The sequence below is a fragment of the Nocardia sp. NPDC003963 genome (genome assembly GCF_053605105.1).
This window is the reverse complement of record NZ_JBSGIP010000002.1, coordinates 107,983-131,020: the sequence shown is the minus strand read 5'-3', so window position 1 is coordinate 131,020 and position 23,038 is coordinate 107,983. Positions and strand designations below refer to the sequence as shown.

Below are 23,038 nucleotides of genomic sequence, written 5' to 3'. Positions count from 1 at the left end.
TAGGCTGGATATTCGTGCAGACCCACGAGATCAGACGGCGGTTCCTGGACCATTTCGTAAGTGCCGGTCATACAGAGGTGCCCAGTGCATCGCTGATTCTCGACGACCCGAACCTGCTGTTCGTGAACGCGGGCATGGTGCAGTTCAAGCCGTATTTCCTCGGTCAGCAGACCCCGCCGTTCCCGCGCGCGACCAGTGTGCAGAAATGCGTGCGCACCGGTGATATCGAGGAAGTCGGCGTCACCACGCGGCACAATACGTTCTTCCAGATGGCGGGCAATTTCTCGTTCGGCGACTATTTCAAGGAAGGCGCCATCCGCTTCGCCTGGGAGCTGATCACCAACTCGCAGGAGGACGGCGGGTACGGATTCGATCCGGAGCGGATCTGGGTCACCGCCTACCAGGACGATCCCGAGGCCGCCGAGATCTGGCGCCGGGTGGCCGGTATCCCGGAGGAGCGGATCCAGTTCCGCGACGGTAAGGACAACTACTGGGATATGGGCGTGCCCGGTCCCGGTGGGCCCTGTTCGGAGATCTACTACGACCGCGGCCCCGAATACGGTCGGGACGGCGGCCCGGTCGCCGACGAGGATCGCTACCTGGAGATCTGGAACCTGGTCTTCATGCAGGATATCCGCGGTGAGGACAGCCCGAAGCTGGGCTTCCCCCCGGTCGGTGTGCTGCCGAAGAAGAACATCGATACCGGTATGGGCGTCGAGCGCATCGCGCTGCTGCTCCAAGGCGTCGACAACGTCTACGAAACCGATCTGCTGCGCCCCATCATCGATAAGGCCGAGGAGCTCACCGGCCGCTCCTACGGCGTCGAACACGCCGATGACGTGCGGTTCCGGGTGATCGCCGACCACGCGCGCACCTCGGCCATGCTGATCGCCGACGGCGTCAATCCCGGTAACGACGGCCGCGGCTACGTGCTGCGCCGGTTGCTGCGCCGGATAGTGCGCTCGGCGCGGCTGCTCGGTGCCGAACAGCCGGTGATGACCGATTTCATGCGGGTCGTGAGCGATCTCATGGCGCCCTCGTATCCGGAGCTGGCCACCGATTACGCGCGTATCGAAACCGTCGCCGTCGGCGAGGAGACGGCGTTCCGGAAGACGCTGAGCACCGGTTCGAAGCTGTTCGACGAAACCGCCGAGCAGGTCAAGGCGACTTCGCGCGGTGGCACCGGCACCATCTCCGGCGCCGATGCCTTCACGCTGCACGACACCTACGGGTTCCCGATCGATCTCACCCTGGAGATGGCCGCGGAGGCCGGTCTGTCGGTGGACGAGGACGGGTTCCGGACCCTGATGGCCGAACAGCGCCGCCGCGCCAAGGAGGACGCGCACGCCCGTAAGCACGCGCACGCCGATCTGTCGGTGTACAAGGACCTGGTGGATCGCGGGGATACCGAATTCACCGGCTTCGACGAGCTGACCTCCGAAGCGCATGTGCTGGCCCTGATCTCCGAGGGCGTACGGGTGCCGACCGCGCCGGCGGGTACCGATATCGAGGTGATCCTGGATCGCAGCCCGCTCTACGCGGAATCCGGTGGGCAGATCGCCGACCGCGGCACGATCACCGCGTCGGGCACCGAACTCGTCGTCAACGATGTGCAGAAGATCGCCAAGAAGCTGTGGGTCCACCGGTGCACCGTGAAGCAGGGCCAGATCACCGAAGGGGATGTGGTGCTGGCCCAGGTCGATCCCGGCTGGCGGCGCGGTGCGACCCAGGGGCATTCCGGTACCCATATGGTGCACGCGGCCCTGCGCCAGGTGCTGGGCCCGAACGCGGTCCAGGCCGGTTCGCTGAACAAGCCCGGCTATCTGCGTTTCGACTTCAACTGGCAGGGCCAGCTCACCGAGCAGCAGAAAGCCGATATCGAAGCGGTGTCCAACGACGGCGTGGGCGCGGACTTCCCGGTGAACACCTTCGTCACCGATCTGCCCAAGGCCAAGGAGATGGGCGCGCTGGCGTTGTTCGGGGAGAACTACGGCGACCGGGTCCGCGTGGTCGAGATGGGTGGCCCGTTCTCCATGGAACTCTGCGGTGGCACCCATGTGGGTCACTCCTCGCAGATCGGCCCCATCACCCTGCTCGGGGAGTCGTCGGTGGGTTCGGGCGTGCGCCGGGTCGAGGCGTTCGTGGGCCTGGATTCCTATCGGCACCTGGCCAAGGAGCGGGCTCTGCTCGCCGGTGTCGCCTCGATGCTGAAGGTGCCTTCCGGTGAGATACCGGGCCGGGTCGAGCAGCTGGTGGACCGGCTGCGGGTGGCCGAGAAGGAGCTGGAGAAGACCAAGATCGCCGCGGTGCTGTCCTCGGCCGGCAGCTACGCCGAGGCTGCCGAACGGCTCGGTGAGGTGCTGCTGGTCGCGGCCGCGGCACCCACCGGGGTATCGGCCGGTGATCTGCGCACCCTGGCCACCGATATCCGCGGGCGGCTGGGCACCCGGCCCGCCGTCGTGGTGTTGCTCGGAAATAACGAGGGCAAGGTGCCCTTCGTGGTGACCGTGAACAAACCCGCCCAGGAGCTGGGATTCGCCGCCGGCGATCTCGTATCCGTATTCGGGCCCCGGATCGCGGGCCGCGGTGGCGGCAAGCCGGAGATGGCGCAGGGCGCCGGTTCGGACCCCTCGGGTATCGAGGCGGGCCTGGCGGCCGTGCGTGATCATCTCGGCGCGCACGCCGGCTGATGACGGTGGGCTCGCAGGACGGCCCTCCGGTCGACCGGCCCGACCCGGTCTCGGATCCGGGGCGGGGTCGGCGGCTGGGAATAGACGTGGGCAGCGTCCGGATCGGCGTCGCGGCGAGTGACCCCGACGGGATACTGGCGACACCGGTCGAGACCGTGCCGCGCGATACCGGGTCCCGCCGGGCCGGCCGTCGCCCGCCGGGAACCGGCCGTGACGGTCGGCCCGGCGGTTCCGGTTCCGGTTCCGGAACCGATATCGCGCGGATAGCGGCGATCGCCCACGAGTACGAGGCGGTGGAGATCATCGTCGGTCTGCCCCGGACGCTGCGCGGGGAGAAGGGGACCTCGGCGCGAATGGCCACGGAGTTCGCCGGAAGGTTGCGCGACTCGCTGCCCGAAGTGCCGATCCGGCTTTCCGACGAACGTTTGACTACGGTGTCTGCTGCACGCGCTCTGCGGGACAGCGGTGTTCGAGCGCGCGGACAGCGGCAGGTGATCGACCAGGCGGCTGCTGTATCGATCCTGCAGAGCTGGTTGGACGAACGGAGTTCTGTGATGAGGTCGGCCGAGGACGCGGCACGTACCGCGTTGTCCGGAGACGATGAATGACGGATCGATGGGCGCAGGCGGAGGCGCAATTCCGGCAGCGTGAGGCCGAGCGGCGATACCGCCGCGACGACAAGGCCTGGGAGCGATCGCGCCGGGCGCCCGCTATGCCGGTCGCCGACGAGCCGGAGTGGGACGACGACCCCGAGGGCGGCTGGGATCCCTACGAGGACGACGACACCGCCGTCATTCCCCGCTATGTCGACGAAGACGAATACGACGACGATGATTTCGACGACGAGCCCGAACCCGAGCCGCGGCCCCGGTCGCGCCGCCGCCCGGGGGCGCGGACCGCGCCCGCTCGTGGTGGCCGGGCGGCGGCGCGGAAAGCCGCCCGCAAACAGCAGGAGGGCGGCCGGCGCCGGCTGATCTGGGCCGCCGCCGCTGTGCTGCTGGTGCTGGTCGTCGGCGCGGGAGTGTACAAATTGGTCAACCGCTACACCCCGGCCGAGGATTTCGCCGGTCCGGCGGGCGCGCCGGTGGTGGTGCAGGTGAAGTCGGGCGATACCGCCAGTGAGGTCGCCTCGACCATGGCGGAGGCGGGCATCGTGGCCAGTTCCGCCGCCTTCTACGAGGCGGCCGTGCAGAACGAGGGGATGAACTCGCTCCAACCCGGCTACTACGCGATTCCGGTGCACAGTCCGGCCGCGGACGCGGTAGCGGCGCTGGTGGCGCCCGGATCGCGGGTCGGCAATGTGGTCGTATCCGAGGGTCGGCAACTGCACGATCAGCACGATGTGAACACCGGCGCGCGGAAGGAGGGGATCTACACCAAGATCGCCACCGCCAGCTGTGTCGGCGCCGAACCCGAACGCCGCTGTATCACCTACGAAGAACTGGAGCAGGCGGGCGCCACCACCGACCTGGCCTCGCTCGGTGTCCCGGAATGGGCCGTGGAGTCGGTACGGACGGTGCCCGACCGCGCGCGGCAGCTCGAGGGATTGATCGCGGCCGGCAGTTGGGATTTCGACCCGAGCGGGTCCGCGCTGGATGTCCTGCGCCAGCTGGTCACCGAGAGCGCCCGCAGCTACGAGGCCACCGGGTTGCTGGAATCCGGCCGGGTCAACGGGCTCAGCCCGTACGAAACGCTGATCGGCGCCTCGCTCGTGGAACGTGAAGCGCTGCCCCAGGATATGAGCAAGGTCGCCCGGGTGATCGTGAACCGGCTGGAGATCGACCAGCCGCTGCAGTTCGACTCCACGGTCAACTACGCCCTGGACAAGACCGAGGTGGCGACCACCGATGCCGATCGCGGACAGACCACCGCGTGGAACACCTACGCTATGCCCGGCCTGCCCGCGACCCCGATCTCCTCGCCCTCGATCGCGGCGCTCGAGGCGATGGAAGAACCCGAGGCCGGTACCTGGCTGTACTTCGTGACCGTCGACAAGCAGGGCACCACGCTGTTCACGGAGAGCTACTCCGAACACCTGGCGAACATCGAATTGGCGCTGGAGAGCGGGATTCTGGACAGTGGACGCTGATCCGGCGGGGCCGCGCCGCGCCGCGGTGCTCGGCAGCCCCATCACCCATTCGAAGTCTCCGCAGCTGCATCTGGCCGCTTACCGCGCACTGGGGCTGGACTGGACCTACGAGCGGATCGAGTGCACCGCCGACCAGCTGCCCGGGCTGGTGGACGGGCTCGGGCCGGAATGGGCCGGACTGTCGGTGACCATGCCCGGTAAGGAAGCGGCGCTCGCGTACGCGCAGATCCGCACCGAACGCGCCGTTCTGGTGGGTTCGGCCAACACCCTGGTTCGCACCGCGGCGGGCTGGCGCGCCGACTGTACGGATGTGGACGGTGTATCGGGCGCGCTGCGCGGCGGTGGTGTGCGCGAACTGTCCGAAGCCGTGGTGCTGGGGGCCGGTGGTACCGCCCGTCCCGCGCTGCTGGCGCTGGCCGAGCTGGGGGCCCGCAAGGTCACCGTCGTCGCGCGCCATGCCGGCCGGGCGGCGGGCGCGCGGGAGCTCGCCGAGCGGCTCGGCCTGTCGACCCGGGTGATCGGATTCGATGCTCCGGATCTGGCCGCTGTGTGTGGCGGCGCGGGCGCCGCCGTCAGTACCGTGCCGTACGCGGCGGCCGCGACGGTCGCCGATGCGGTGGCCGCCGCGCCGGTGGTGCTCGACGCGCTGTACGACCCGTGGCCCACACCGCTGGCCGAAGCGGTCACCGCCGCCGGGCACACCGTGCTCAGTGGTCTCCAGATGCTGCTCGAACAGGCCTACGGGCAGGTCGAACAGTTCACGGGCCGGCCCGCGCCCAGAGCGGCGATGGCGGCCGTGCTCGCCGATCTCGGGTGACGGCGCAGCGTCGGCTCCCGGTGAATTTCTGTAACGGGTTCTAGTCCGCCGCGCGGGGCGTTATGGTGATCGGCATGACTGCGTGGTTGTTGCGGGCACTGGCGCTCGGTGGGCTGGCCGTCGTGTTGCGGGTACTCCTCGGGTTCGCGATGGGATACATCCCGACCTACGGGGTGTGGTTGCGGCTGCTGTGTCTGGTGGTCCTGATCGGCGTCACGGTGGCCTGGGGACTGCGGGACGGCCGGACCGATCGCCACGAGCACCCGAACCCGGAACACGGCGGGGCGGATCTGACCATTCGATGGCTGCAGACCGCGGTGGTCGCGGGTGTCGGCACCGGGCTGGTCTCCTGGCTGCTGGACTTCCTGCCGAAGGTCGATCTCGGTGACGGTGGTCTGCTGTTCGAGGCCACTGCCGCGTCGGCGTTCATCGTCCTGCTGCTCTTCGTTCCCGGGCTCATCGGTGTGGCGATCGGGCGGTGGCTGGGTGGTCGCGACAACGATCGTGTGGCCGGGGGAGTTTCGCCCGCGCTCGGTTCACCCGCCTGAGAGCTCGCGGAGCATGTACGGCGGCTCCGCAGCAGCCGACGGGCGGTAGCTGTTACGGACTCAGCGTGTTCCCCGGGGTCCGCGCCGCATCGAGTCGGCCTGCTGCCGAGCTCCGGATACATCGGCGTCGGCCGCGCGGGATCCCTCGGCACAAGGCCGGAGCGCGAGCCGAATCCTGTTTACGCGCACCGGCCCGATCGGTGATCATGTATCGATGCCCAGCATGCTGTCGTGCGCCGACCCGCTCGACCCGCGACGTACCGATCCCCATTTCGCCGCCGAGACGGCGACCGCTCGCGAACTCGGTGCCGATATCGGGTTGATCGACCACGACCTGCTGTCGGCCGGTGACGCCGTGGCGGCGGTGCGGAACGTCCCCCGGAACAGCGGCCCGGCCTGGTACCGCGGCTGGATGATTCCCACCCCCGCGTACGCGGCGATGGCCGAGGCCCTCGCCGCGCGCGGAACACCGTTGATGATCGATGCCGCGACCTATCGGGCGGCACACGAATTGCCCGGGTGGTACGAGACATTCGCGCCGGTGACTCCGGCCGGCCGCTGGCTGGCCGGGCCGCCCGGCCGGATACCGGATACGGCAACTCTGGCCGCTCTGGCCGCTCCGCTCGGTGCCGGCCCGGGAATCGTCAAGGACTACGTCAAATCGGCCAAGCACGCCTGGGATACCGCCTGCTACATCCCGGACCTCGCCGACCCTGCGAACGTGCACCGAGTCGTATCCGCGTTCGTGGCCGAACAGGGCAGCTATCTCCAGGGTGGCATCGTGCTACGGGCTTTCGAAGCCTTCGGCGCCGGTGATCGGCGCGCCGCGGAGACCAGAGTGTGGTGGCTGGACGGTGCGCCGCTGCTCGTCGGCGCGCATCCGGATACCCCCGCGGACTGTCCGGTGCCGGTGCTGGACCGGATCGCCGCCTGCGTCGCGCGATCGGGTGCCCGTTTCCTCACCACGGATCTGGCGATGCGCGAGGACGGGGTCTGGCGGGTGGTCGAGGTCGGTGACGGACAGGTATCCGACCTGCCGGTGGGAGTCGATCCCACGCCGATCGTCGGGGCGCTGCTCGCCGCGCCGGCACAGCGCCCGGCGACCTCGGATCGGCCGGGCCCCGATCGCGACCGACCGATCACGAACGGGCCGGCATAGCCCGGGAACCGTCGCATCGCCCCCGCGCGGCGGGATGGTATCCGGATCAGGAGATATCGTGGCGCGGCGCCGACCTGCCGGGAGCCGGGATCGAGCCGGCTCCCGGATTCGAGAACATATCGGTGACACGATCCCCGAACCGCTACGCCGGTGATCCCGCCTACCGGCGTAGTGATCGAATCCCGCGCTTCACAGCAGGATCGCACTACCTCCGCCGGAACCGGCGCCGGCGACCGCCGAGTACGCGGCGGCGAGCAGGGCCGGATCGGGCCCTTCCAGCCGGCCGGGCTTGGCGAGCCCGTCGAGCACGACGAAACGCAGCACCCCGGAACGGGTCTTCTTATCGGTCTGCATACTTTCCAGCAGTTGCGGCAGGGCGTCGGGATCGTAGGTGGTCGGCAAGCCGACGCTGGCCAGGATGCTGCGATGCCGGTCGGCGGTGGCGTCGTCGAGGCGGCCGGCCAGCCGGCCCAGTTCCGCGGCGAAGACCAGACCCACCGATACCGCCGCACCGTGCCGCCAGCGGTAGCGCTCCCGCCGTTCGATCGCATGGCCGAGAGTGTGCCCGTAGTTGAGGATCTCGCGTAGTGCGGACTCCTTGAGATCGGCCGCGACCACCTCCGCTTTGACCGCCACCGCGCGGCGGATGAGTTCCGGCAGGACCTCACCGCCCGGGTCCAGCGCGGCCTGCGGATCGCGTTCGACCAGATCCAGGATCACCGGGTCGGCGATGAAACCGGCCTTGATGATCTCCGCCATACCCGCCACGATCTCGTTGCGCGGCACGGTTTCCAGCGTCACCAGATCGACGAGTACCGCGGACGGTTCGTGGAAACAGCCGACGAGATTCTTACCGGCCTCGGTGTTGATACCGGTCTTACCGCCGACCGCGGCGTCCACCATCGCCAGCAGCGTGGTGGGGACGTGCACGATCTTCACGCCGCGCATCCAGGTCGCGGCCACGAATCCGGCGAGGTCGGTGGCGGCTCCGCCGCCGAGGCTGACCACCACGTCGTTGCGGGTCAGGCCGATCCGGCCCAGTACCTCCCAGCAGAAACCGGCGACCGCGAGTTCCTTACCCGCCTCGGCGTCCGGGATCTCGATCCGGTGGGCGTCGAGGCCCGCTTCGGCCAGCGTGGCACGGACGACCTCCGCGGTCTCGACCAGCGAAGGCTGGTGGAACAGGGCGACGGTTCGTACGCCACCCGAACCGGCGACCACCTCGACGAGGTCCCCGAGCAAACCGCGGCCGATGATCACCGGATAGGGCTGGGCGGTGCGGACCTCGATACGCGTCGGTTCTGTCACGTGTGCTGCTCCGATCCTGTCTGTGGCTGTTCGGTCTGGTCGCGTTGCTGTCGGCGGGCCCGGGCCCGCCGGGCGCGCGCCCGCCGGGACCGCCCGGGTGTCCGCAGCCCGTTCTCGGTGGGCGGAGTGCCCTGGTCGGTGGCGGACGGGGTGCCGTCGTCACCTTGTGCGCCGGTGTTCTGTTCCGCGGTGTGTGCACCTGCCTGGTTTCCGGCGGCCGCCGCGCGCTGCGCCGTGGCCCGGCGAGCCCGGGCCCGGGCCCGCCGGCGGGCGCGAGATCTGCTGGTGCGCTGGCCGGTCGAGCCTTCGGCGTGCTCGATGTCCGGAGTGTCGGTGGCGGCCCGGACCGATTCCAGTGCGAGTTTTCCGAGAATGGATCGGACCACGCGGCCGGGACTGCGGCCGTCGGTCCGCACGCGCACCGAGGTCACTTCACGGTAGAGCGGCCGGCGGGCCCGCATGAGCTCCCGGTATTTCGCACTCGGGTCGACACCGCCGAGCAGCGGGCGGTTGGTACCGGCGCCGGTGCGGCGCAAACCCTCGGCGATGCTGATCTCGAGGTACACCACGGTCCGGTCGCGGAGCAGGGCCCGGGTGCGTTCGGAGAGGACCGCGCCGCCGCCGAGGGAGACGACCCCGCCGCGGGTGCGTAGCGCCGCTCCGACGACTTCCTCCTCGATCCGGCGGAATTCGGACTCCCCGTCGGCGGCGAAGATTTCCGGGATGGTGCGACCGGCCGTTTCCTCGATACCGGCGTCGGTGTCGTAGAGCTCGACGCCGAGTTCCCGGGCGAGTTTGCGGCCGATCGTGGTCTTCCCCGCCCCGGGCGGGCCGATCAGCACCACCAGCGGGCCGTGCGGACCGGTCTGCTCGGTCATTACGCCGGGTCGGCGACGGTATCGCCCGGGTTCAGATGCGGGCGCCCGCTGATCCGCTTCAGGTAGCCGTCGAGATTGCCGACCGTCTCGCCGAGCGAATCGCCGCCGAACTTCTCCAGCGCGGCCTGCGCCACCACGAGCGCGACCATCGATTCGGCCACCACTCCGGCCGCCGGGACGGCACAGACATCGGAGCGCTGATGAATCGCCACGGCTTCCTCGCCGGTGGACATATCGACCGTGGCCAGCGCGCGCGGGACCGTGGAGATCGGTTTCATCGCCGCGCGTACCCGCAGTGCTTCGCCGTTGGTCATACCGCCTTCGAGACCACCGGCACGGTTGGTGGACCGCAGGACGCCGTCGCTGCCCGGGCGCATCTCGTCGTGGGCTCGGCTGCCGCGCCGCCGCGCCGTTTCGAAGCCGTCGCCGACCTCGACGCCTTTGATGGCCTGGATCCCCATCAGCGCCGCCGCGAGCCGCGAGTCCAGCCGGTTCTCGCCGCTGGTGAACGACCCCAGCCCGATCGGGAGCCCGGTGACGACCACCTCGACCACACCGCCCAGGGTGTCGCCGTCCTTTTTGGCCGCTTCGATCTCGGCGATCATGGCCGCCTCGGCCTCGGCATCGAATGCGCGGACCGGGCTGTCGTCGATCGCCTGCAGATCGCTGCCGGTGGGTACCACACCGGTGGTGTTCGCGGCCGTGCCGATGGATACGACGTGGGATACGACCTCCACACCGAGGGCCTGACGAAGGAAGGCGCGCGCCACGGTGCCGGCCGCGACCCGGGCGGCGGTCTCGCGGGCACTGGCCCGTTCGAGGACCGGGCGGGCGTCGTCGAAACCGTATTTGAGCATGCCCGAGTAGTCGGCGTGACCGGGGCGGGGACGGGTGAGCGGAGCATTGCGGGCCAGTTCGGCCAGTTCTGCCTCGTCGACCGGATCGGCGGACATCACGGTCGTCCATTTGGGCCATTCCGAATTGGCGATCTCGATGGCGACGGGCCCGCCCATGGTGCGGCCGTGGCGGACTCCGCCGATCACGGTGACCTTGTCGGCTTCGAATTTCATCCGGGCGCCGCGACCGTAGCCCAGCCGTCGGCGCGCCAGCTGTGCGGAGATCTCCTCCGAGGTCACCTCGACACCGGCGACCATCCCTTCCAGGAGGGCGACGAGAGCGGGTCCGTGAGATTCTCCAGCAGTTATCCAGCGCAGCACGCCGACCATCTTCCCATGTCGGCGCGACGGACGGGGGATGCGGTCGGCCGTGCTCATCGGCTCGGTGAGCACGCGGTTCCCGGGATTGCCACAGGGTCACCACAGTGTGAGCCCCAGAAGTGTCGCCGCACACATCGACGGGCCGTGCGGGATCGTCGGCCCGGGGCGTACGGGCAGCACCGGTGTCCAGCGTCCGGCAACCCGAAACCCTCCCGCGAATATCCGGTTTCCGGCCCAGTGGCCGAGTAGCGTGCCGGCCCCGGCGACGGCCGTGCACACCGGGGCCGTGAGTGCCGACCACAACCAGACTCGATCGCCACCCAGCCCGGCGGCCGCGCCGAGACCGACCGCGAGTTTCACATCGCCGGCGCCCAGTGCGGCCGGGCGGACCAGATGTGCGAGCAGATAGGGCGCCGCGAGCAGCGCCGCACCGCGACCCGCGGCGTCGAGATGGCCGGTCAGTGCCGCGTAACCGAATACGGCGGCGGCGCCGGGGAGGGTGAGTGGATTCGGGAGCCGCCGGGAGCGGAGATCGCTGACGCTCAGGACTGCGCACCAGGCGGTCAAGGCGAGGAAACCGAGGGTGGTCACGTCTCCACGATCGCGGTCGTCCGGGATCCCGGGTGCCGTCGACAGCGATATGTGGAGAACGCGCGAATCGTGCCGATGTGTGAACATCGGGTATTCCGGATTCGCGGGCGATGCTCGCCGGTCGGCCGGATCGTGTGCCGGAGCCGGGTCGGCGGTACTTTTGTCCCATGTCTGCTGATGCCGACCGTGGCCCACTGGTCCGGCCCGATTTCGCTGCCCGGCGTGGTGCGCTGCGCAATCTGCTGGTGGAGAACGAGATCGACGGGCTGCTGGTCACCGATCTCGTGAACATCCGTTATCTCACCGGGTTCACCGGTTCGAATGCCGCGCTGCTGGTGCATTCGTGGGATACCACCGGCGCCGAGGAACGCACGGTCATCGCGACCGACGGTCGCTACGACACTCAGGTCGCCGAGCAGGTGCCGGATCTGCGGGCCGAGATCGCCCGCGCGGTATCGCGCCGGGTGGTGGAACTGGCCGGGGAGTGGCAGTTCGGCCGGCTGGGCTACGAGAGCCATATCGTGACGGTCGACCAGCACCGGGCGCTGCTCGAGCTCGGCTCGGGCCTGGAATTCGTGGCCACGCCGGGACTGACCGAGCAGCTGCGCATGGTCAAGGACGAATACGAGATCGACCGGTTGCGCAGTGCGTGCGCGGTCGGTGACGGAGCGCTGGCCGCACTGCTGGAGAACGGCGCGCTGCGGCCGGGCCGTACCGAGCGTCAGGTGGCCCGCGATCTGGAATGGGCGATGTTCGAACGCGGGGCCGCCGGGATCGCGTTCGAGACCATCGTCGCGGCCGGGGCGAATTCCGCGGTTCCGCATCACCGGCCGACCGGGGCGGTGCTGGCCGCCGGTGATTTCGTGAAGATCGATTTCGGCGCCGTGGTGGACGGTTACCACTCGGATATGACCCGGACCTTCGTACTCGGCGAACCCGCGCAGTGGCAACGCGAGGTGTACGACCTCGTATACGCCGCGCAGCGGGCCGGCCGCGAAGCACTGCGGCCCGGTATCCCGTGCGCCGATGTGGACGCGGCCGCCCGCGCGGTTATCGCCGCCGCCGGACACGGACCGCTGTTCGTGCACGGTCTGGGCCACGGGGTGGGTCTGCGCATCCACGAAGCGCCCGGAATCGCCAAAACGGGCACGGGTACACTCCTGTCTGGCGTGGCGGTGACCGTCGAACCAGGTGTGTACTTTCCCGGCCGCGGCGGGGTCCGGATCGAGGACACGCTCGTGGTGCGCGAAGGGGGCCCGGAACTGCTCACCAACACCAGCAAAGACCTGATCGTCGTCGGATGACGACGGTCGCCCGAGAACCGAGGAGACCCGAACACAGTGGCGGACACCAGCGACTTCAAGAACGGCCTCGTGCTGAAGATCGACGGTAATCTCCAGCAGATCGTCGAGTTCCAGCATGTGAAGCCGGGTAAGGGTCCCGCGTTCGTGCGGACGAAGCTGAAGAACGTGCTGTCGGGCAAGATCGTCGACAAGACCTTCAACGCGGGCGTCAAGGTGGAGACCGCCACCGTCGACCGCCGGGATATGACCTACCTGTACCACGACGGCTCCGACTACGTCTTCATGGACGGCGAGACCTTCGACCAGATCGCCATCGCCGAGAGTGTCATCGGTGAACAGGCCCGCTTCCTGCTGGAGAACATGACCGTGCAGGTCGCTACCCACGAGGGTGCGCCGCTGTACGTGGAGCTTCCGGTCACCGCCGAGCTCTCGGTCACCCACACCGATATCGGTCTGCAGGGCGATCGTTCCACCGGCGGCACCAAGCCCGCCACCGTGGAAACCGGCGCCGAGGTCCAGGTCCCGCTGTTCATCAACACCGGCGACAAACTCCGCATCGACACCCGCGACGGCAGCTACCTGGGCCGCGTCAACTCCTGACGTGGCGGATCAGCCCGCGGACAAGAAATCCGCCTACAAGAAGCTCGGTGCCCGCCACAAGGCGCGCCGCCGGGCCGTGGACCTGCTCTTCGAGGCCGAAGCCCGCGATGTCGATCCGGCCGATCTGGCCGACGAGCGGATCGAGCTCGCGGCCCGCGACCAGGGTGTCGCTCCGGTGCACGCCTACACCCGCACCCTGGTGGACGGTATCGCCGAAGAGCTCGACCGGGTCGACGGGACCATCGAGTCCTATCTCCAGGATTGGACGCTGCCCCGGTTGCCCGCGGTGGACCGCGCCATCCTCCGGGTCGCGGTGTGGGAACTGCTGTACGCCCCCGATGTCCCGCCGATCGTCGCGGTGGACGAGGCGGTGGAACTGGCCAAGGAGCTGTCCACCGATGATTCCCCGGGGTTCGTGAACGGCGTGCTGGGTCAGGTCGTGCTGGTGGCCCCGCAGATCCGGGCGGCCGCGGCCGCCGCCGGGCGTTCGGCCGATCCGGAATCGGAGGACTGAGGTGCGCAAGTACCTGGTGCTGGCCGTCCGCACTCCGGCCTACGACCCGGCGGTGGCCGAACCGCACCGCCGGTTCCTCGCCGAACTGCGGGCGAAGGACATGCTGCAGGAGTCCGGTCCGTTCACCGACGGCAGCGGCGGGGCCTATCTGGTGCTCGCCGATTCGCTGCGGGCCGCCGAAGCGGTGGTGTACACCGATCCGCTGCACACCACCGGTTCTTCGGCGATCACGGTCCACGAATGGGAGATCACCGGCTGAGCCCCGCCTCGGCGGCAGCTGGCCGCGCACTCGAATGAGAGGACGATAGGCTATCTATCGCAGTATTCCCTGATGTCGAGGAGCGCGGACGAATGACCGAAATCGCGGGCGTCGCCCTGCCCGAGGACGGGTGCACCGTCACGGAGGCATGGGAGATCTTCGACCGGCTGCCGGCCGCCCGGGTGGCGGAAGTGACCACCGGCCGCTGGCGCGGCGCGGAACTGCCGACCGGTCATCCGATGGACGGCACTCTCTCCGAGTCCGGCTGGTACGGAAAACAGTTCGATGCTCCGGACCAGGTGCATCCGCTGCTGTTCACCGATGAGCGCGGCACGGTGTTCGCGGTGGATCCGCGCCGGGTTCCGCTGTCGCTGGCCGGGAAGATCCCGGCGCACTGGTTGCGCCCGGTCCGCGGCAATCTGCGCAAATTGGCTCCGTTCCTGCGCACCCGCAAGGCGACGGCGCGGTTGCGCGATATCGAATATCGCGGGGTGGTGAGCGCCGCCATGGTCTACGACCATCTGCCGATCATCGACCATTTCCGCCGCCTCGACGAGGACACTCTGCTCGGCGTCATGGATATGCGTGGACTGGCCGAGCCGTATTTCTTCGTACTGAGGCGCTGATCGGCCCGCCGGTCAGCGCGGTGCGTGGTCCGGCCGCAGGATGATCCGGCCCAGTGGGGTCCGCGATTCCACCAGCCGATGTGCCTCGGCAGCGTGGTCGAGCGGCAGGATCGTCTCCACCGGGGGCGCCAGCTCCGGCAATCGTTCGAGTACGGTGGCGCGCGCCCGGCCCACACGCTGGTGAAAGGCAGGTCCCGAACAGCCGGTCAGGGTGAGGCCGCGTGGGATCAGATCCGCCGCCGACACCCGGGCGGGTTCGCCGGAAAGCCAGCCGTAACTGAGCATCCGGCCGGTTCCGGGGGTCATCGCGTCGAGCAGTGCGGCCGCCGAGGTGCCGCCGAGCGAGTCGAAGACGGTATCGATGGTGCCGCCGCCTTTCAGCTCTTCGGTCCACTGTTCCGCGCGGTGCTCGACCACCGCGTCGGCGCCCAGTTCCCGCGCTCGGCGAGCCTTGTCCGGACCTCCCGCGGTGGCGATCACCCGCGCCGCGCCGAACTCGCGGGCCAGCTGGACCAGATAGCTACCCACTCCGGTGGCGCCCACTTCGACGAGAACTGTCTCGGTGCCGGTCAGGGCCGCTGTTTCCAATAGCGCCAGTGCGACCGAGCCGCTCATCAGGGCCGCTGCCGCGTCCGCTGTCGATACGCCGGCCGGTATCGGTGTCGTCGATTCGGCTCTCATGCAGACCGATTCGGCGTAGGAACCCGTCCCACCCGTATCACCCACCACTCGCCGGCCGAGGTATTCGGCGCTCACTCCCGCACCCACGGCGATCACCACGCCGGCGGCCTGGAAGCCGAAAACCACCGGCGGTGGCGAGGTGGTCGGGAAGGCGCCGGAGCGCAGCTGGGTCTCGGGGTACAGGACGGGGATCGCCTCGGCGCTGATCAGAACTTCGCCCGGCCCCGGGCGCGGCTCCGGCGTATCCCGTGGTACCAGTACCTCCGGTCCGCCGGTACCCGTCATTACGATTGCCTGCATCGGAAACTCCATAAGTTGACTGACGGTCCATTTGACTTCCTCAAGATATGGACCGTCGGTCAAGTTGTCAACGAAAGTGGTGTGATGGCTCCGAAAGAACGTGCGGACGCCGCGCGCAACCGGCGCGCCATCCTGGACGCGACCGCGGCGTTGTTCGCCGAGCGCGGTGCCGAGGCTGTCACGATGGACCGGGTCGCCGCGGCGGCCGGAGTGGGGAAGGGGACCATCTTCCATCGCTTCGGGAGCCGTGCCGGTCTGCTCCACGAAATGGTCGCCGAGAGCGCGGTCACCCTGATGGAGGCTGTTGCCGAAGGGCCGCCGCCGTTGGGTCCCGGTGCGCCGCCCGCGGATCGCTTGCTCGCCTTCTTCGACGCGATGGCGCGACTGGTGATCGACAATCTGGCGCTGATGGAGGTCTACCGCTCGGTCCCGCCGCATCCGCGCACCGAGGAATTCCACCTGTTCTGGCGTGCGCACATCACCGCGCTGCTCCGCGAGGCGCGCCCCGATCTGGACGCGGAGACGGTCGGCCGGCTCCTGCTGGACAGTCTGGCCGGTCCGACCGTTCCCGAGCTGGTCCGCGGCGGCTCGACCGAACGGCTGCTGGCGGCAGTCGATCAGCAGGTGCGTGCGGTACTGCACGCACCGTAGGCCGGCTCACCGGACGTTGCGCGGACGGAATTGAACGCTGATCCGTGGACCGGTCACCCGGCGGGTCTTGGGGACCGCGTGCTCCCAGGTGCGCTGGCACGAGCCGCCCATGACGAAGAGATCGCCGTGCCCCGGGTGGAAGCGCAGGCTGGGGCCGCCGGTACGGGGGCGTAGCAGGAGTGAGCGCGGCGCGCCGAGGGTGAGTATGGCGACCATGGTGTCGTGGGTGGCGCCGCGCCCGATGGTGTCGCCGTGCCAGGCCACGCTGTCGCGGCCGTCGCGGTAATAGCAGAAACCCGCGGTGCGGAACGGTTCGCCCAGTTCCGCTCCGTAGTACTTGCTCAGCGATTCACGTGCGTCGGTCAGGACCGGATCGGGGAGCGGGTCGGATTCGCCGTAGAAGCAGAGCAGCCGCGGCACATCGACGATCCGGTCGTACATGGACCGGCGTTCGGCCTGCCACGGCACGGTCGTGACGAGGCGGTCGAACAGATCGTCGGCGCCGCGCAGCCAGCCCGGGCGCAGATCGACCCAGGCGCCGTGGTCGAGGCGGGTGCGCTCGATGCCGGTGAGCGGGGAGAGTTCCATCTCGCCGAACCCGTCGAACAGCGATCCCTGCAATGCCATGCCGACAGAGTACCCAAGTATTCGAACGTATGTTCCCATCGGGCGCGGGTGGTGGGTCCGCCGGGCCCGCGGAGATATCCGGCCCGCGGGTATGTTCGGCGGCACGCGCCGGATCCCGGCGCGGGGGCGCCGGTCGGTGATCGGGTCAGGTCCGATGACGAGCCTGAGCCTCCGGAATCGGGGCGCGGTCCTCCGCGGTGATCTGCGGTACCCGGTATCGCCGGGACGGGCCGGACGGGAACCGTCGGCGTTTGTTCTGCTCGAACAGGGTCAGCGCGCCGGTCAAGGTCGAGCGGAGGGGTAGGCGGGAGGTGTACGCGTCGCAGGAGCAGATGGAGGCGATCCTGGGGTTCGGCGTGACCAGGCATATCTCACCCATTTCGGCGATATGGCCGTCCGTATCCGCGGCCAGTGCGGCGAGAGTGCTCAGTGACAGGAAATCGAGCCGGGTGGTGTCGATGATCAGGGCGCCGCGGCCCGCGTCCGCCGCCGCGGCGGCTTCGCGTAGGGCCTGTCGCCACAGCGGCAGGGTGAATGCATCCGCTTCGCCGCGCATCGACAGGACGACGATATCGCCACGGAACTGCACCCGGAAATCCAGCTGATCCCGCGGCGATCTGGACGATATGGATTTCGGTGACCGGGAAGATTTCGAACCGCTGTTCATAACGCACCCGCGATCAGGTCGAGATGCCCGTCGGGCATCGTGATCGGGTCGGCCCTCCGTTCTTCGAGGCAGACTCCGAGTTCGTGTACGCCCAGCCTATGCCCGCTCGCTCGTTCGCCGCTGGAACGATCTCCCGTACGAGGGCTGTCCGTACCGTGACCGGCCGGAACGAACGCTGGTGGGAGAAGTGCTCGAGCGGGCGCACGATCGGATGGTCCACTTGTGAACCGTTGCCGGTGGGTGCCGGCGGTGTCCGTGGTCGTCGGCGGGCGAAGATGTGGGTGCGTGAACCGTCGACCGCGCCATCGCGCGAGCTGCTCTATGTGTGTCCCGCGGCGCGATCGGTGGCGGGGATCGCGCGCTCGACCGCGATACGTACCAGTTCCTCGGCTCGTTCCTCGGTGAAAACGCCGGGGAGCGTGAGTCGTTCGAGGGTGAGCCAGTTCAGGGCGAGGAACAGGAGGACGACGGTGTTCTCGTCGCCCGGCATGTCGTTGTCCAGGTGGTTGCGAATATTGAAGTCCAGGTCCGCCCGTACTCGTTCGGTGAGCAAGTTCTGGAGTTCGGGCCGCCGGGTCGCTTCCAGTCGGAGTTCGAGCAGGGCGAGGTAGCCGCTGCGGAAGCGGGTGACGCGGCCGACGACTTCGGTCATCAGTTCGGTGACGGTTTCGCGGGAGCGCGGACCGTGCAGCTTGGCCATGGTCGATTCGTCGGGGATCAGCCGTTCGTAATACCGGTGTCCGACCTGAACGAGCAGGTCGTCGCGGTTGGCGAAGTAGTTGGATGCGGTCCCGGCGGGGACTCCGGCCTCCTTGTCCACTGCGCGGAAGGTCAGTCCGCGGGCTCCTTCTCGGGCCAGGACCTCGATCGATGCGTCCAGCAACGCCTGCCGGCGTTCGGGGTTCGTGCGGACCACTTGACACCACTCCATCTGTAGTACTACGGTTCAAACCACTTCGGACAGAGTACTACATATGATGCGGTAAGAATGGGCGAGCTCGCCGACCGCCCACCGCCGCAGCGCCGGCTCGCCGGTCTCACGAAAGGCAGTACCGATATGCGAAAGCGGCACAGCACCTTCCCGATCCGCAACGATCAGCAGCGATTCACCGCTCGCCCGATACCCCCGCGAGTGGCCGTGACCGCGCGGAACGGGTGGTCACGGCACGGTGGGCGCGGCGCCCGGTAGGGCCGTCCAGAGGTTTCGTTCGACCCGGCGCCAGGGAGTTCGAACGACCCGGAACGGGTGCGGGAAGTGGAACCGGCGCGACGGGAAGTCCTACAGAAGAGGAATCGCTCGAATTATGCGTGATGTGAAGATCTGGAGTGAAGAGTTCGGCACCGTTATGGATGCGCCGATTCTGTTGATCATGGGTTCGATGTCGCAGGGCATCCTGTGGCCGGACGAGTTCCTCGGCCGGCTCGTCACCGGAGGCCGGCGGGTGATCCGGTACGACCATCGTGACACCGGGATATCGGACACTGTCGACTTCGCGGCAGAGCCGTACACATGGGAGGACATCAAGAACGATGTGTACCGGGTGCTGGACGCCCACGGCCTGGAGAGCGCCCATCTGGTGGGGCATTCGGCAGGCGGGCTGCTCGCCCAGTTCGTTGCGGTGGAGCGGCCGGAGCGGGTGCGTTCGCTGACCGTCATCGGTTCCTCGCCGCTCGGTGGCGGGGAAGGTCAGGTGCTCATGCGGGCACTGCTGGGGCAACCGCAGCCCGCGGGAAGCCTGCCCGAGCCGACGCCCGAGTTCGTATCCTTCTACCGTGAGTTGATGGCTGCCGCCCCGCCGGAGGACCGGCGGTCCCGGATCGACGGGATGCTCGCCGAACAGCGCTTACTGCACGGCACCGGGCTCCCGTTCGACGAGGAGGCCGCGCGCCGCCTCCAGGAGCGGATTCACGACCGGGCCCGGGACCTGGCGGCGGTGGTCAACCACCGGCTGGCCGCGGCGGCCGCGCCGGACTTCGAGCCGGTGGGGGCGCTGGATCGGGTACGGGCCGCCACGCTGGTCGTCGAAGGCAGTCACGAGCCGGTCAAGCCCGGGCACGGTGCGATCATCGCCGAGCGGATTCGGGGGGCACGGCTGAAGATCGTGGCGGGTATGGGCCATACGCTGCCGCCGGAGATCCACGAGGAACTGGCCGATGCGGTCCTCGCGCATACGGCCGGGTGACGGTCGAGAGCGCCGCCGATATGGCCGGGTGGCTCACGCTGTCGGTGAACGGTCAGTCGAACCGGCAGTGACGTAGCAGCTCGCGGGCGATTTCCACAGCGGCGCGGTGACATTCGTCATCGGACAGTGGGAGGTCGCCCATCATCGCGGTACTCCAGCTGATGGCCAGCAGTGCCTGGCGGGCGTGGAAGACATCGAGTGGAGCCCGGGCGGGTTCGGTCATCAGATCGGCGAGCAGGCGGAACTGATAGCGCAGGCTCACCCCGAAACCGAGTTCCCGGAAGGCCGGTTGGTTCTCGTGCATGAACCGCACCATGTCGCGCCCCGTGCTGTGCAGCAACGCGCCGTAGCGGTCCAGGATCTCCTCGGCGCGGGCTCGCCCCGGAGGGGCGGTTTCGGCCCAGGTGACCAGCTCGTCTATTCCGCTGCGGACATCGTCGGAGAGGCTGGCGACAATATCCTCTTTGGTCCGGAAGTGGTAGTAAAGCGCGGCTTTGGTGACGCCCAGCCGTTCGGCGATCTGGCGTAGTGAGGTCTTCTCGTAGCCCTGTTCGGAGAACAGTTCCATCGCCACCGCGCGGATGCGGTCGCGGGTATCGCTGCGCCGAACGCCCACAGCTGCTCCTTCTGGTTGACGGTGCCGCAGGGCAGAGCCTAACGTCTGCAGTGCAACCGGTTACTAGCCGGGCGACAGGTAAGTTTGCCGGGAGGCCGCCGATGACCGAATCACCTGTGCATGTTCCGACCGCCGGCGTCGCGATGACCGCGATCGGAGTCGCGCTCATCCGCGCCCGCGAGAGCCGCCGGCCGGACCGGCTCTACGACGATCCGCTGGCCGAGGTGTTCGTCGCGGCGGCCCGGACCGCATTCGACCCGGACCGGTGGTCGCGGCTCGAGGGTTTGGCCGACCAGTTCTATGAAGGGCGTTCCCTCGCGGTCCAGGTCGTGGACGAGAGTTTCGCGGCGGCGGTGGCGGCGGGGTGCGGGCAGATCGTGCTGCTCGGCGCCGGACTGGACACCCGGGCGTTCCGGCTCGGACTGCCGGCCGGGACGGTGTTGTTCGAACTGGATCTACCCGAGCTGTTCGAATTCAAGGAACCGTTGCTCGCCGCGCACGGAGCGCGTCCGGAATGCGTGCGCCGCGTGGCCGCGGCCGATCTGCGCGGTGACTGGGGGTCGGTGCTGTCGTATCGGGGTTTCCGTCCCGATATCCCCACCCTGTGGGTAGACGAGGGCGTGCTCGGTTATCTGTCCCGCGCGGACGCGTACGCGGTGGCCGGCACCGTGACCGAACTGTCGGCACCGGGGAGCCGGTTCGGCATCGGCCGGTTCGTGGTCGAGGATGCCGCGCCGCGATACCGGGCGCTGCGGGAGCTGGTGTCCGGGGACTCCGACGCCGCGCGGCCGGTCAACGGACTCGGTCCGGATGCGGAATCGTGGTTCACCGAGAACGGTTGGCGTACTACCTTTCACGCGTGGAAGGACCTCGTCGCTCCGTACGGGCGCCCGGGTATGGGCGATGTGCCCGGAATGGGCACCGTGCTCGCGGTACGCGAATGACCGGTCACCACATCCGGTAACGGCGCTCATACCCCGGCGAACGGCGCCGCCCGTGGCCGTGCTCACATATCTACCCCGTCCTCACCTGGTGAAAGGGCTGTTTCGGCGGCTGATAGGCTGCTCGGCGTAAGACATCCTTTAACGGACCGTCCAGTGAGGCGGGGAAGGAGGTCGGTATGGCCGTGCCCGAAGAACGGACGCCCGGCGCTGCCGAGGCAACGCCATCTCCCGAACGGCATACGCCGGAATGGGTGGCGACAGGGCGCGAACTACTGTCCGCCTCCGATGTCGGCCGCACCATCGCGCGGATCGCGCACCAGATCATCGAACGCACCGCTCTCGATTCGGGTGACCCCGGTACGCCCCGGGTGGTCCTGATCGGTATTCCGACCCGCGGCACCACGCTCGCGCACCGGCTCACCGACAAGATCGAGGAGTTCTCCGGTGTGCGGCCCGCGCTCGGCTCGCTCGACATCACGCTCTATCGCGACGATCTGCGCAGCAAACCGCATCGTCCGCTGGAACGCACCTCGGTCCCGGAAGGCGGGGTCGAGGACGCGCTGGTCGTCCTCGTCGACGATGTGCTCTTCTCCGGCCGCACCGTACGCTCCGCTCTCGACGCCCTGCGGGATCTGGGCCGCCCGCGCTCCGTCCAGCTCGCGGTACTGGTCGACCGCGGCCACCGGGAACTGCCCATACGCGCCGATTTCGTCGGTAAGAACGTGCCCACTTCGCGCACCGAGGACGTCTCGGTGCTGCTGACCGAACACGACGGCCGCGACGGTGTTTTCCTGCACCACGGGGAGGGACAGTGAGACATCTGCTGACCGTGACCGATCTGGATCACGACACCGCGACCGGGCTGCTCGACGAGGCCGAACGTTTCGAACAAGCGCTGCTGGGCCGTGAGGTACACAAACTCCCCACCCTGCGCGGCCGCACCGTGATGACCGTGTTCTTCGAGAACTCCACCCGCACCCGGGTCTCCTTCGAGGTCGCGGGCAAATGGATGAGCGCCGATGTGATCAATGTGAGCGCGAGCAGTTCCTCGGTCGCCAAGGGCGAATCGTTGCGCGATACCGCGCTCACCCTGCACGCCGCGGGTGCCGACGCGCTCATCGTGCGCCATCCCGCCTCCGGCGCCGCCCATCAGATCACCCGCTGGTTCGAGGACTGGTCGCGGCAATCCGGCAGCGCTGTCCCCGCGGTGATCAACGCCGGTGACGGCACCCATCAGCACCCCACCCAGGCCCTGCTGGACGCGCTGACCCTGCGCCAGCGGCTCGGCGATATCGCCGGCAAGCGGGTGGTGATCGTCGGCGATATCCTGCACAGCCGGGTGGCCCGGTCCAATGCCTTCCTCCTGTCCACACTCGGCGCGGAGGTGGTGCTCGTGGCACCGCGCACACTGCTGCCGGTGGGAGTCGAGGACTGGCCGGTGCGGGTCTCGGTCGATCTGGACTCCGAACTTCCGGGCGCCGACGCCGTACTCATGCTGCGGGTCCAGGCGGAACGGATGAACGGCGGGTTCTTCCCGTCGGCGCGGGAGTACTCGATCCGGTACGGCCTGTCGGAACGACGCCTGGCGCTGCTCGAGGAGCATGCGGTGGTGCTGCATCCGGGCCCGATGCTGCGCGGTATGGAGATCGCGTCCGCGGTCGCCGATTCGCCACGCGCCGCCGTATTGCAACAGGTGACGAACGGAGTCCATATGCGGATGGCGGTGTTGTTCCGTCTGCTGGTCGGAGTGCAGGAGGCCGCGGCGTGAG

At 68.7% G+C, this 23,038-nt stretch carries 24 protein-coding genes and 1 pseudogene; 16 read left to right on the top strand and 9 right to left on the bottom strand.

The window, feature by feature from the left end; all coding sequences use genetic code 11:
- Positions 1 to 14 precede the first annotated feature (14 nt).
- The 6 genes from alaS (at position 15) to ACWEWT_RS09205 (ending at position 7,303) form a co-directional block, all read left to right on the top strand.
- Positions 15 to 2,690, top strand: a complete 2,676-nt coding sequence (gene alaS / locus ACWEWT_RS09230; RefSeq protein ID WP_452557814.1) for an alanine--tRNA ligase — start codon at positions 15 to 17, stop codon at positions 2,688 to 2,690.
- Positions 2,690 to 3,298 (top strand): Holliday junction resolvase RuvX, encoded by a 609-nt coding sequence (gene ruvX, locus ACWEWT_RS09225; protein ID WP_452557813.1) that lies wholly within the window; start codon positions 2,690 to 2,692, stop codon positions 3,296 to 3,298. Before alaS ends, ruvX begins: the two co-directional genes overlap by 1 nt.
- Positions 3,295 to 4,779 carry an endolytic transglycosylase MltG gene (locus ACWEWT_RS09220; protein WP_452557812.1) on the top strand — a complete coding sequence of 495 codons (1,485 nt, stop codon included), beginning with the start codon at positions 3,295 to 3,297 and terminating at the stop codon, positions 4,777 to 4,779. Before ruvX ends, ACWEWT_RS09220 begins: the two co-directional genes overlap by 4 nt.
- Positions 4,769 to 5,596 (top strand): shikimate dehydrogenase, encoded by an 828-nt coding sequence (locus ACWEWT_RS09215; protein WP_452557811.1) that lies wholly within the window; start codon positions 4,769 to 4,771, stop codon positions 5,594 to 5,596. The genes ACWEWT_RS09220 and ACWEWT_RS09215 overlap by 11 nt, the downstream gene beginning before the upstream one ends.
- Positions 5,597 to 5,670: 74 nt before the next feature.
- Positions 5,671 to 6,144: a B-4DMT family transporter gene (locus ACWEWT_RS09210; protein WP_452557810.1), complete on the top strand. Its 474-nt coding sequence runs from the start codon at positions 5,671 to 5,673 to the stop codon at positions 6,142 to 6,144.
- A gap of 214 nt (positions 6,145 to 6,358) precedes the next feature.
- Positions 6,359 to 7,303: an ATP-grasp domain-containing protein gene (locus ACWEWT_RS09205; RefSeq protein WP_452557809.1), complete on the top strand. Its 945-nt coding sequence runs from the start codon at positions 6,359 to 6,361 to the stop codon at positions 7,301 to 7,303.
- A gap of 189 nt (positions 7,304 to 7,492) precedes the next feature.
- On the opposite strand, the gene aroB is transcribed toward ACWEWT_RS09205, so the two are convergent.
- The 4 genes and pseudogenes from aroB to ACWEWT_RS09185 form a co-directional block, all read right to left on the bottom strand.
- Complete coding sequence (gene aroB / locus ACWEWT_RS09200; RefSeq protein WP_452557808.1) at positions 7,493 to 8,611, bottom strand: 3-dehydroquinate synthase; 1,119 nt, start codon at positions 8,609 to 8,611, stop codon at positions 7,493 to 7,495.
- A gap of 359 nt (positions 8,612 to 8,970) precedes the next feature.
- Positions 8,971 to 9,489, bottom strand: a pseudogene (locus ACWEWT_RS09195) (shikimate kinase); the annotation flags it as partial.
- On the bottom strand, positions 9,489 to 10,706 hold the full coding sequence (gene aroC, locus ACWEWT_RS09190) for a chorismate synthase (protein WP_452558085.1): 1,218 nt from the start codon (positions 10,704 to 10,706) through the stop codon (positions 9,489 to 9,491). The gene aroC and the pseudogene ACWEWT_RS09195, both read right to left, overlap by 1 nt.
- Before the next feature lie 96 nt (positions 10,707 to 10,802).
- Positions 10,803 to 11,297 (bottom strand): prepilin peptidase, encoded by a 495-nt coding sequence (locus tag ACWEWT_RS09185; protein ID WP_452557807.1) that lies wholly within the window; start codon positions 11,295 to 11,297, stop codon positions 10,803 to 10,805.
- Between the two features lie 167 nt (positions 11,298 to 11,464).
- Between ACWEWT_RS09185 and ACWEWT_RS09180 the strand changes: the two genes are divergently transcribed.
- The 5 genes from ACWEWT_RS09180 to ACWEWT_RS09160 all read left to right on the top strand — a co-directional run bounded on the left by ACWEWT_RS09180 (position 11,465) and on the right by ACWEWT_RS09160 (position 14,600).
- Positions 11,465 to 12,601 carry a M24 family metallopeptidase gene (locus tag ACWEWT_RS09180; RefSeq protein WP_452557806.1) on the top strand — a complete coding sequence of 379 codons (1,137 nt, stop codon included), beginning with the start codon at positions 11,465 to 11,467 and terminating at the stop codon, positions 12,599 to 12,601.
- A 36-nt stretch (positions 12,602 to 12,637) separates the two neighbouring features.
- On the top strand, positions 12,638 to 13,201 hold the full coding sequence (efp, locus tag ACWEWT_RS09175; protein ID WP_452557805.1) for an elongation factor P: 564 nt from the start codon (positions 12,638 to 12,640) through the stop codon (positions 13,199 to 13,201).
- Between the two features lies 1 nt (position 13,202).
- A complete protein-coding gene (gene nusB / locus ACWEWT_RS09170) occupies positions 13,203 to 13,715 on the top strand; it encodes a transcription antitermination factor NusB (RefSeq protein WP_452557804.1) in 513 nt (170 codons plus the stop codon).
- A gap of 1 nt (position 13,716) precedes the next feature.
- Entirely contained in the window at positions 13,717 to 13,974 is a 258-nt protein-coding gene (locus tag ACWEWT_RS09165) for a YciI family protein (RefSeq protein WP_452557803.1), read from the top strand.
- A 92-nt stretch (positions 13,975 to 14,066) separates the two neighbouring features.
- On the top strand, positions 14,067 to 14,600 hold the full coding sequence (locus ACWEWT_RS09160; protein WP_452557802.1) for a DUF4334 domain-containing protein: 534 nt from the start codon (positions 14,067 to 14,069) through the stop codon (positions 14,598 to 14,600).
- A 12-nt stretch (positions 14,601 to 14,612) separates the two neighbouring features.
- Here ACWEWT_RS09160 and ACWEWT_RS09155 read toward each other — a convergent pair whose 3' ends face one another.
- Entirely contained in the window at positions 14,613 to 15,581 is a 969-nt protein-coding gene (locus tag ACWEWT_RS09155) for a quinone oxidoreductase family protein (RefSeq protein WP_452557801.1), read from the bottom strand.
- An 84-nt stretch (positions 15,582 to 15,665) separates the two neighbouring features.
- Here ACWEWT_RS09155 and ACWEWT_RS09150 point away from each other — a divergent pair, with 84 nt between their 5' ends.
- Entirely contained in the window at positions 15,666 to 16,232 is a 567-nt protein-coding gene (locus ACWEWT_RS09150; RefSeq protein ID WP_452557800.1) for a helix-turn-helix domain-containing protein, read from the top strand.
- 6 nt (positions 16,233 to 16,238) lie between these two features.
- Here the strand turns inward: ACWEWT_RS09150 and ACWEWT_RS09145 are convergent, their stop codons facing one another.
- The 3 genes from ACWEWT_RS09145 to ACWEWT_RS09135 form a co-directional block, all read right to left on the bottom strand.
- Positions 16,239 to 16,859 (bottom strand): alpha-ketoglutarate-dependent dioxygenase AlkB, encoded by a 621-nt coding sequence (locus ACWEWT_RS09145; protein ID WP_452557799.1) that lies wholly within the window; start codon positions 16,857 to 16,859, stop codon positions 16,239 to 16,241.
- A 145-nt stretch (positions 16,860 to 17,004) separates the two neighbouring features.
- Positions 17,005 to 17,448 (bottom strand): STAS domain-containing protein, encoded by a 444-nt coding sequence (locus ACWEWT_RS09140; RefSeq protein WP_452557798.1) that lies wholly within the window; start codon positions 17,446 to 17,448, stop codon positions 17,005 to 17,007.
- Positions 17,449 to 17,845: 397 nt separating this feature from the next.
- A complete protein-coding gene (locus tag ACWEWT_RS09135) occupies positions 17,846 to 18,442 on the bottom strand; it encodes a TetR/AcrR family transcriptional regulator (RefSeq protein WP_452557797.1) in 597 nt (198 codons plus the stop codon).
- 397 nt (positions 18,443 to 18,839) lie between these two features.
- On the opposite strand from ACWEWT_RS09135, the gene ACWEWT_RS09130 reads away from it, so the two are divergent.
- Entirely contained in the window at positions 18,840 to 19,709 is an 870-nt protein-coding gene (locus ACWEWT_RS09130; RefSeq protein WP_452557796.1) for an alpha/beta hydrolase, read from the top strand.
- Positions 19,710 to 19,761: 52 nt separating this feature from the next.
- Here the strand turns inward: ACWEWT_RS09130 and ACWEWT_RS09125 are convergent, their stop codons facing one another.
- On the bottom strand, positions 19,762 to 20,325 hold the full coding sequence (locus ACWEWT_RS09125; RefSeq protein WP_452557795.1) for a TetR/AcrR family transcriptional regulator: 564 nt from the start codon (positions 20,323 to 20,325) through the stop codon (positions 19,762 to 19,764).
- A 101-nt stretch (positions 20,326 to 20,426) separates the two neighbouring features.
- Here ACWEWT_RS09125 and ACWEWT_RS09120 point away from each other — a divergent pair, with 101 nt between their 5' ends.
- The 3 genes from ACWEWT_RS09120 (at position 20,427) to ACWEWT_RS09110 (ending at position 23,037) form a co-directional block, all read left to right on the top strand.
- Entirely contained in the window at positions 20,427 to 21,269 is an 843-nt protein-coding gene (locus ACWEWT_RS09120; RefSeq protein WP_452557794.1) for an SAM-dependent methyltransferase, read from the top strand.
- A 176-nt stretch (positions 21,270 to 21,445) separates the two neighbouring features.
- Positions 21,446 to 22,084: a bifunctional pyr operon transcriptional regulator/uracil phosphoribosyltransferase PyrR gene (gene pyrR / locus ACWEWT_RS09115; RefSeq protein ID WP_452557793.1), complete on the top strand. Its 639-nt coding sequence runs from the start codon at positions 21,446 to 21,448 to the stop codon at positions 22,082 to 22,084.
- The gene (locus ACWEWT_RS09110; RefSeq protein WP_452557792.1) at positions 22,081 to 23,037 is read left to right on the top strand and encodes an aspartate carbamoyltransferase catalytic subunit; all 957 of its coding nucleotides are present in this window, start codon (positions 22,081 to 22,083) and stop codon (positions 23,035 to 23,037) included. Before pyrR ends, ACWEWT_RS09110 begins: the two co-directional genes overlap by 4 nt.
- Position 23,038 lies beyond the last annotated feature (1 nt).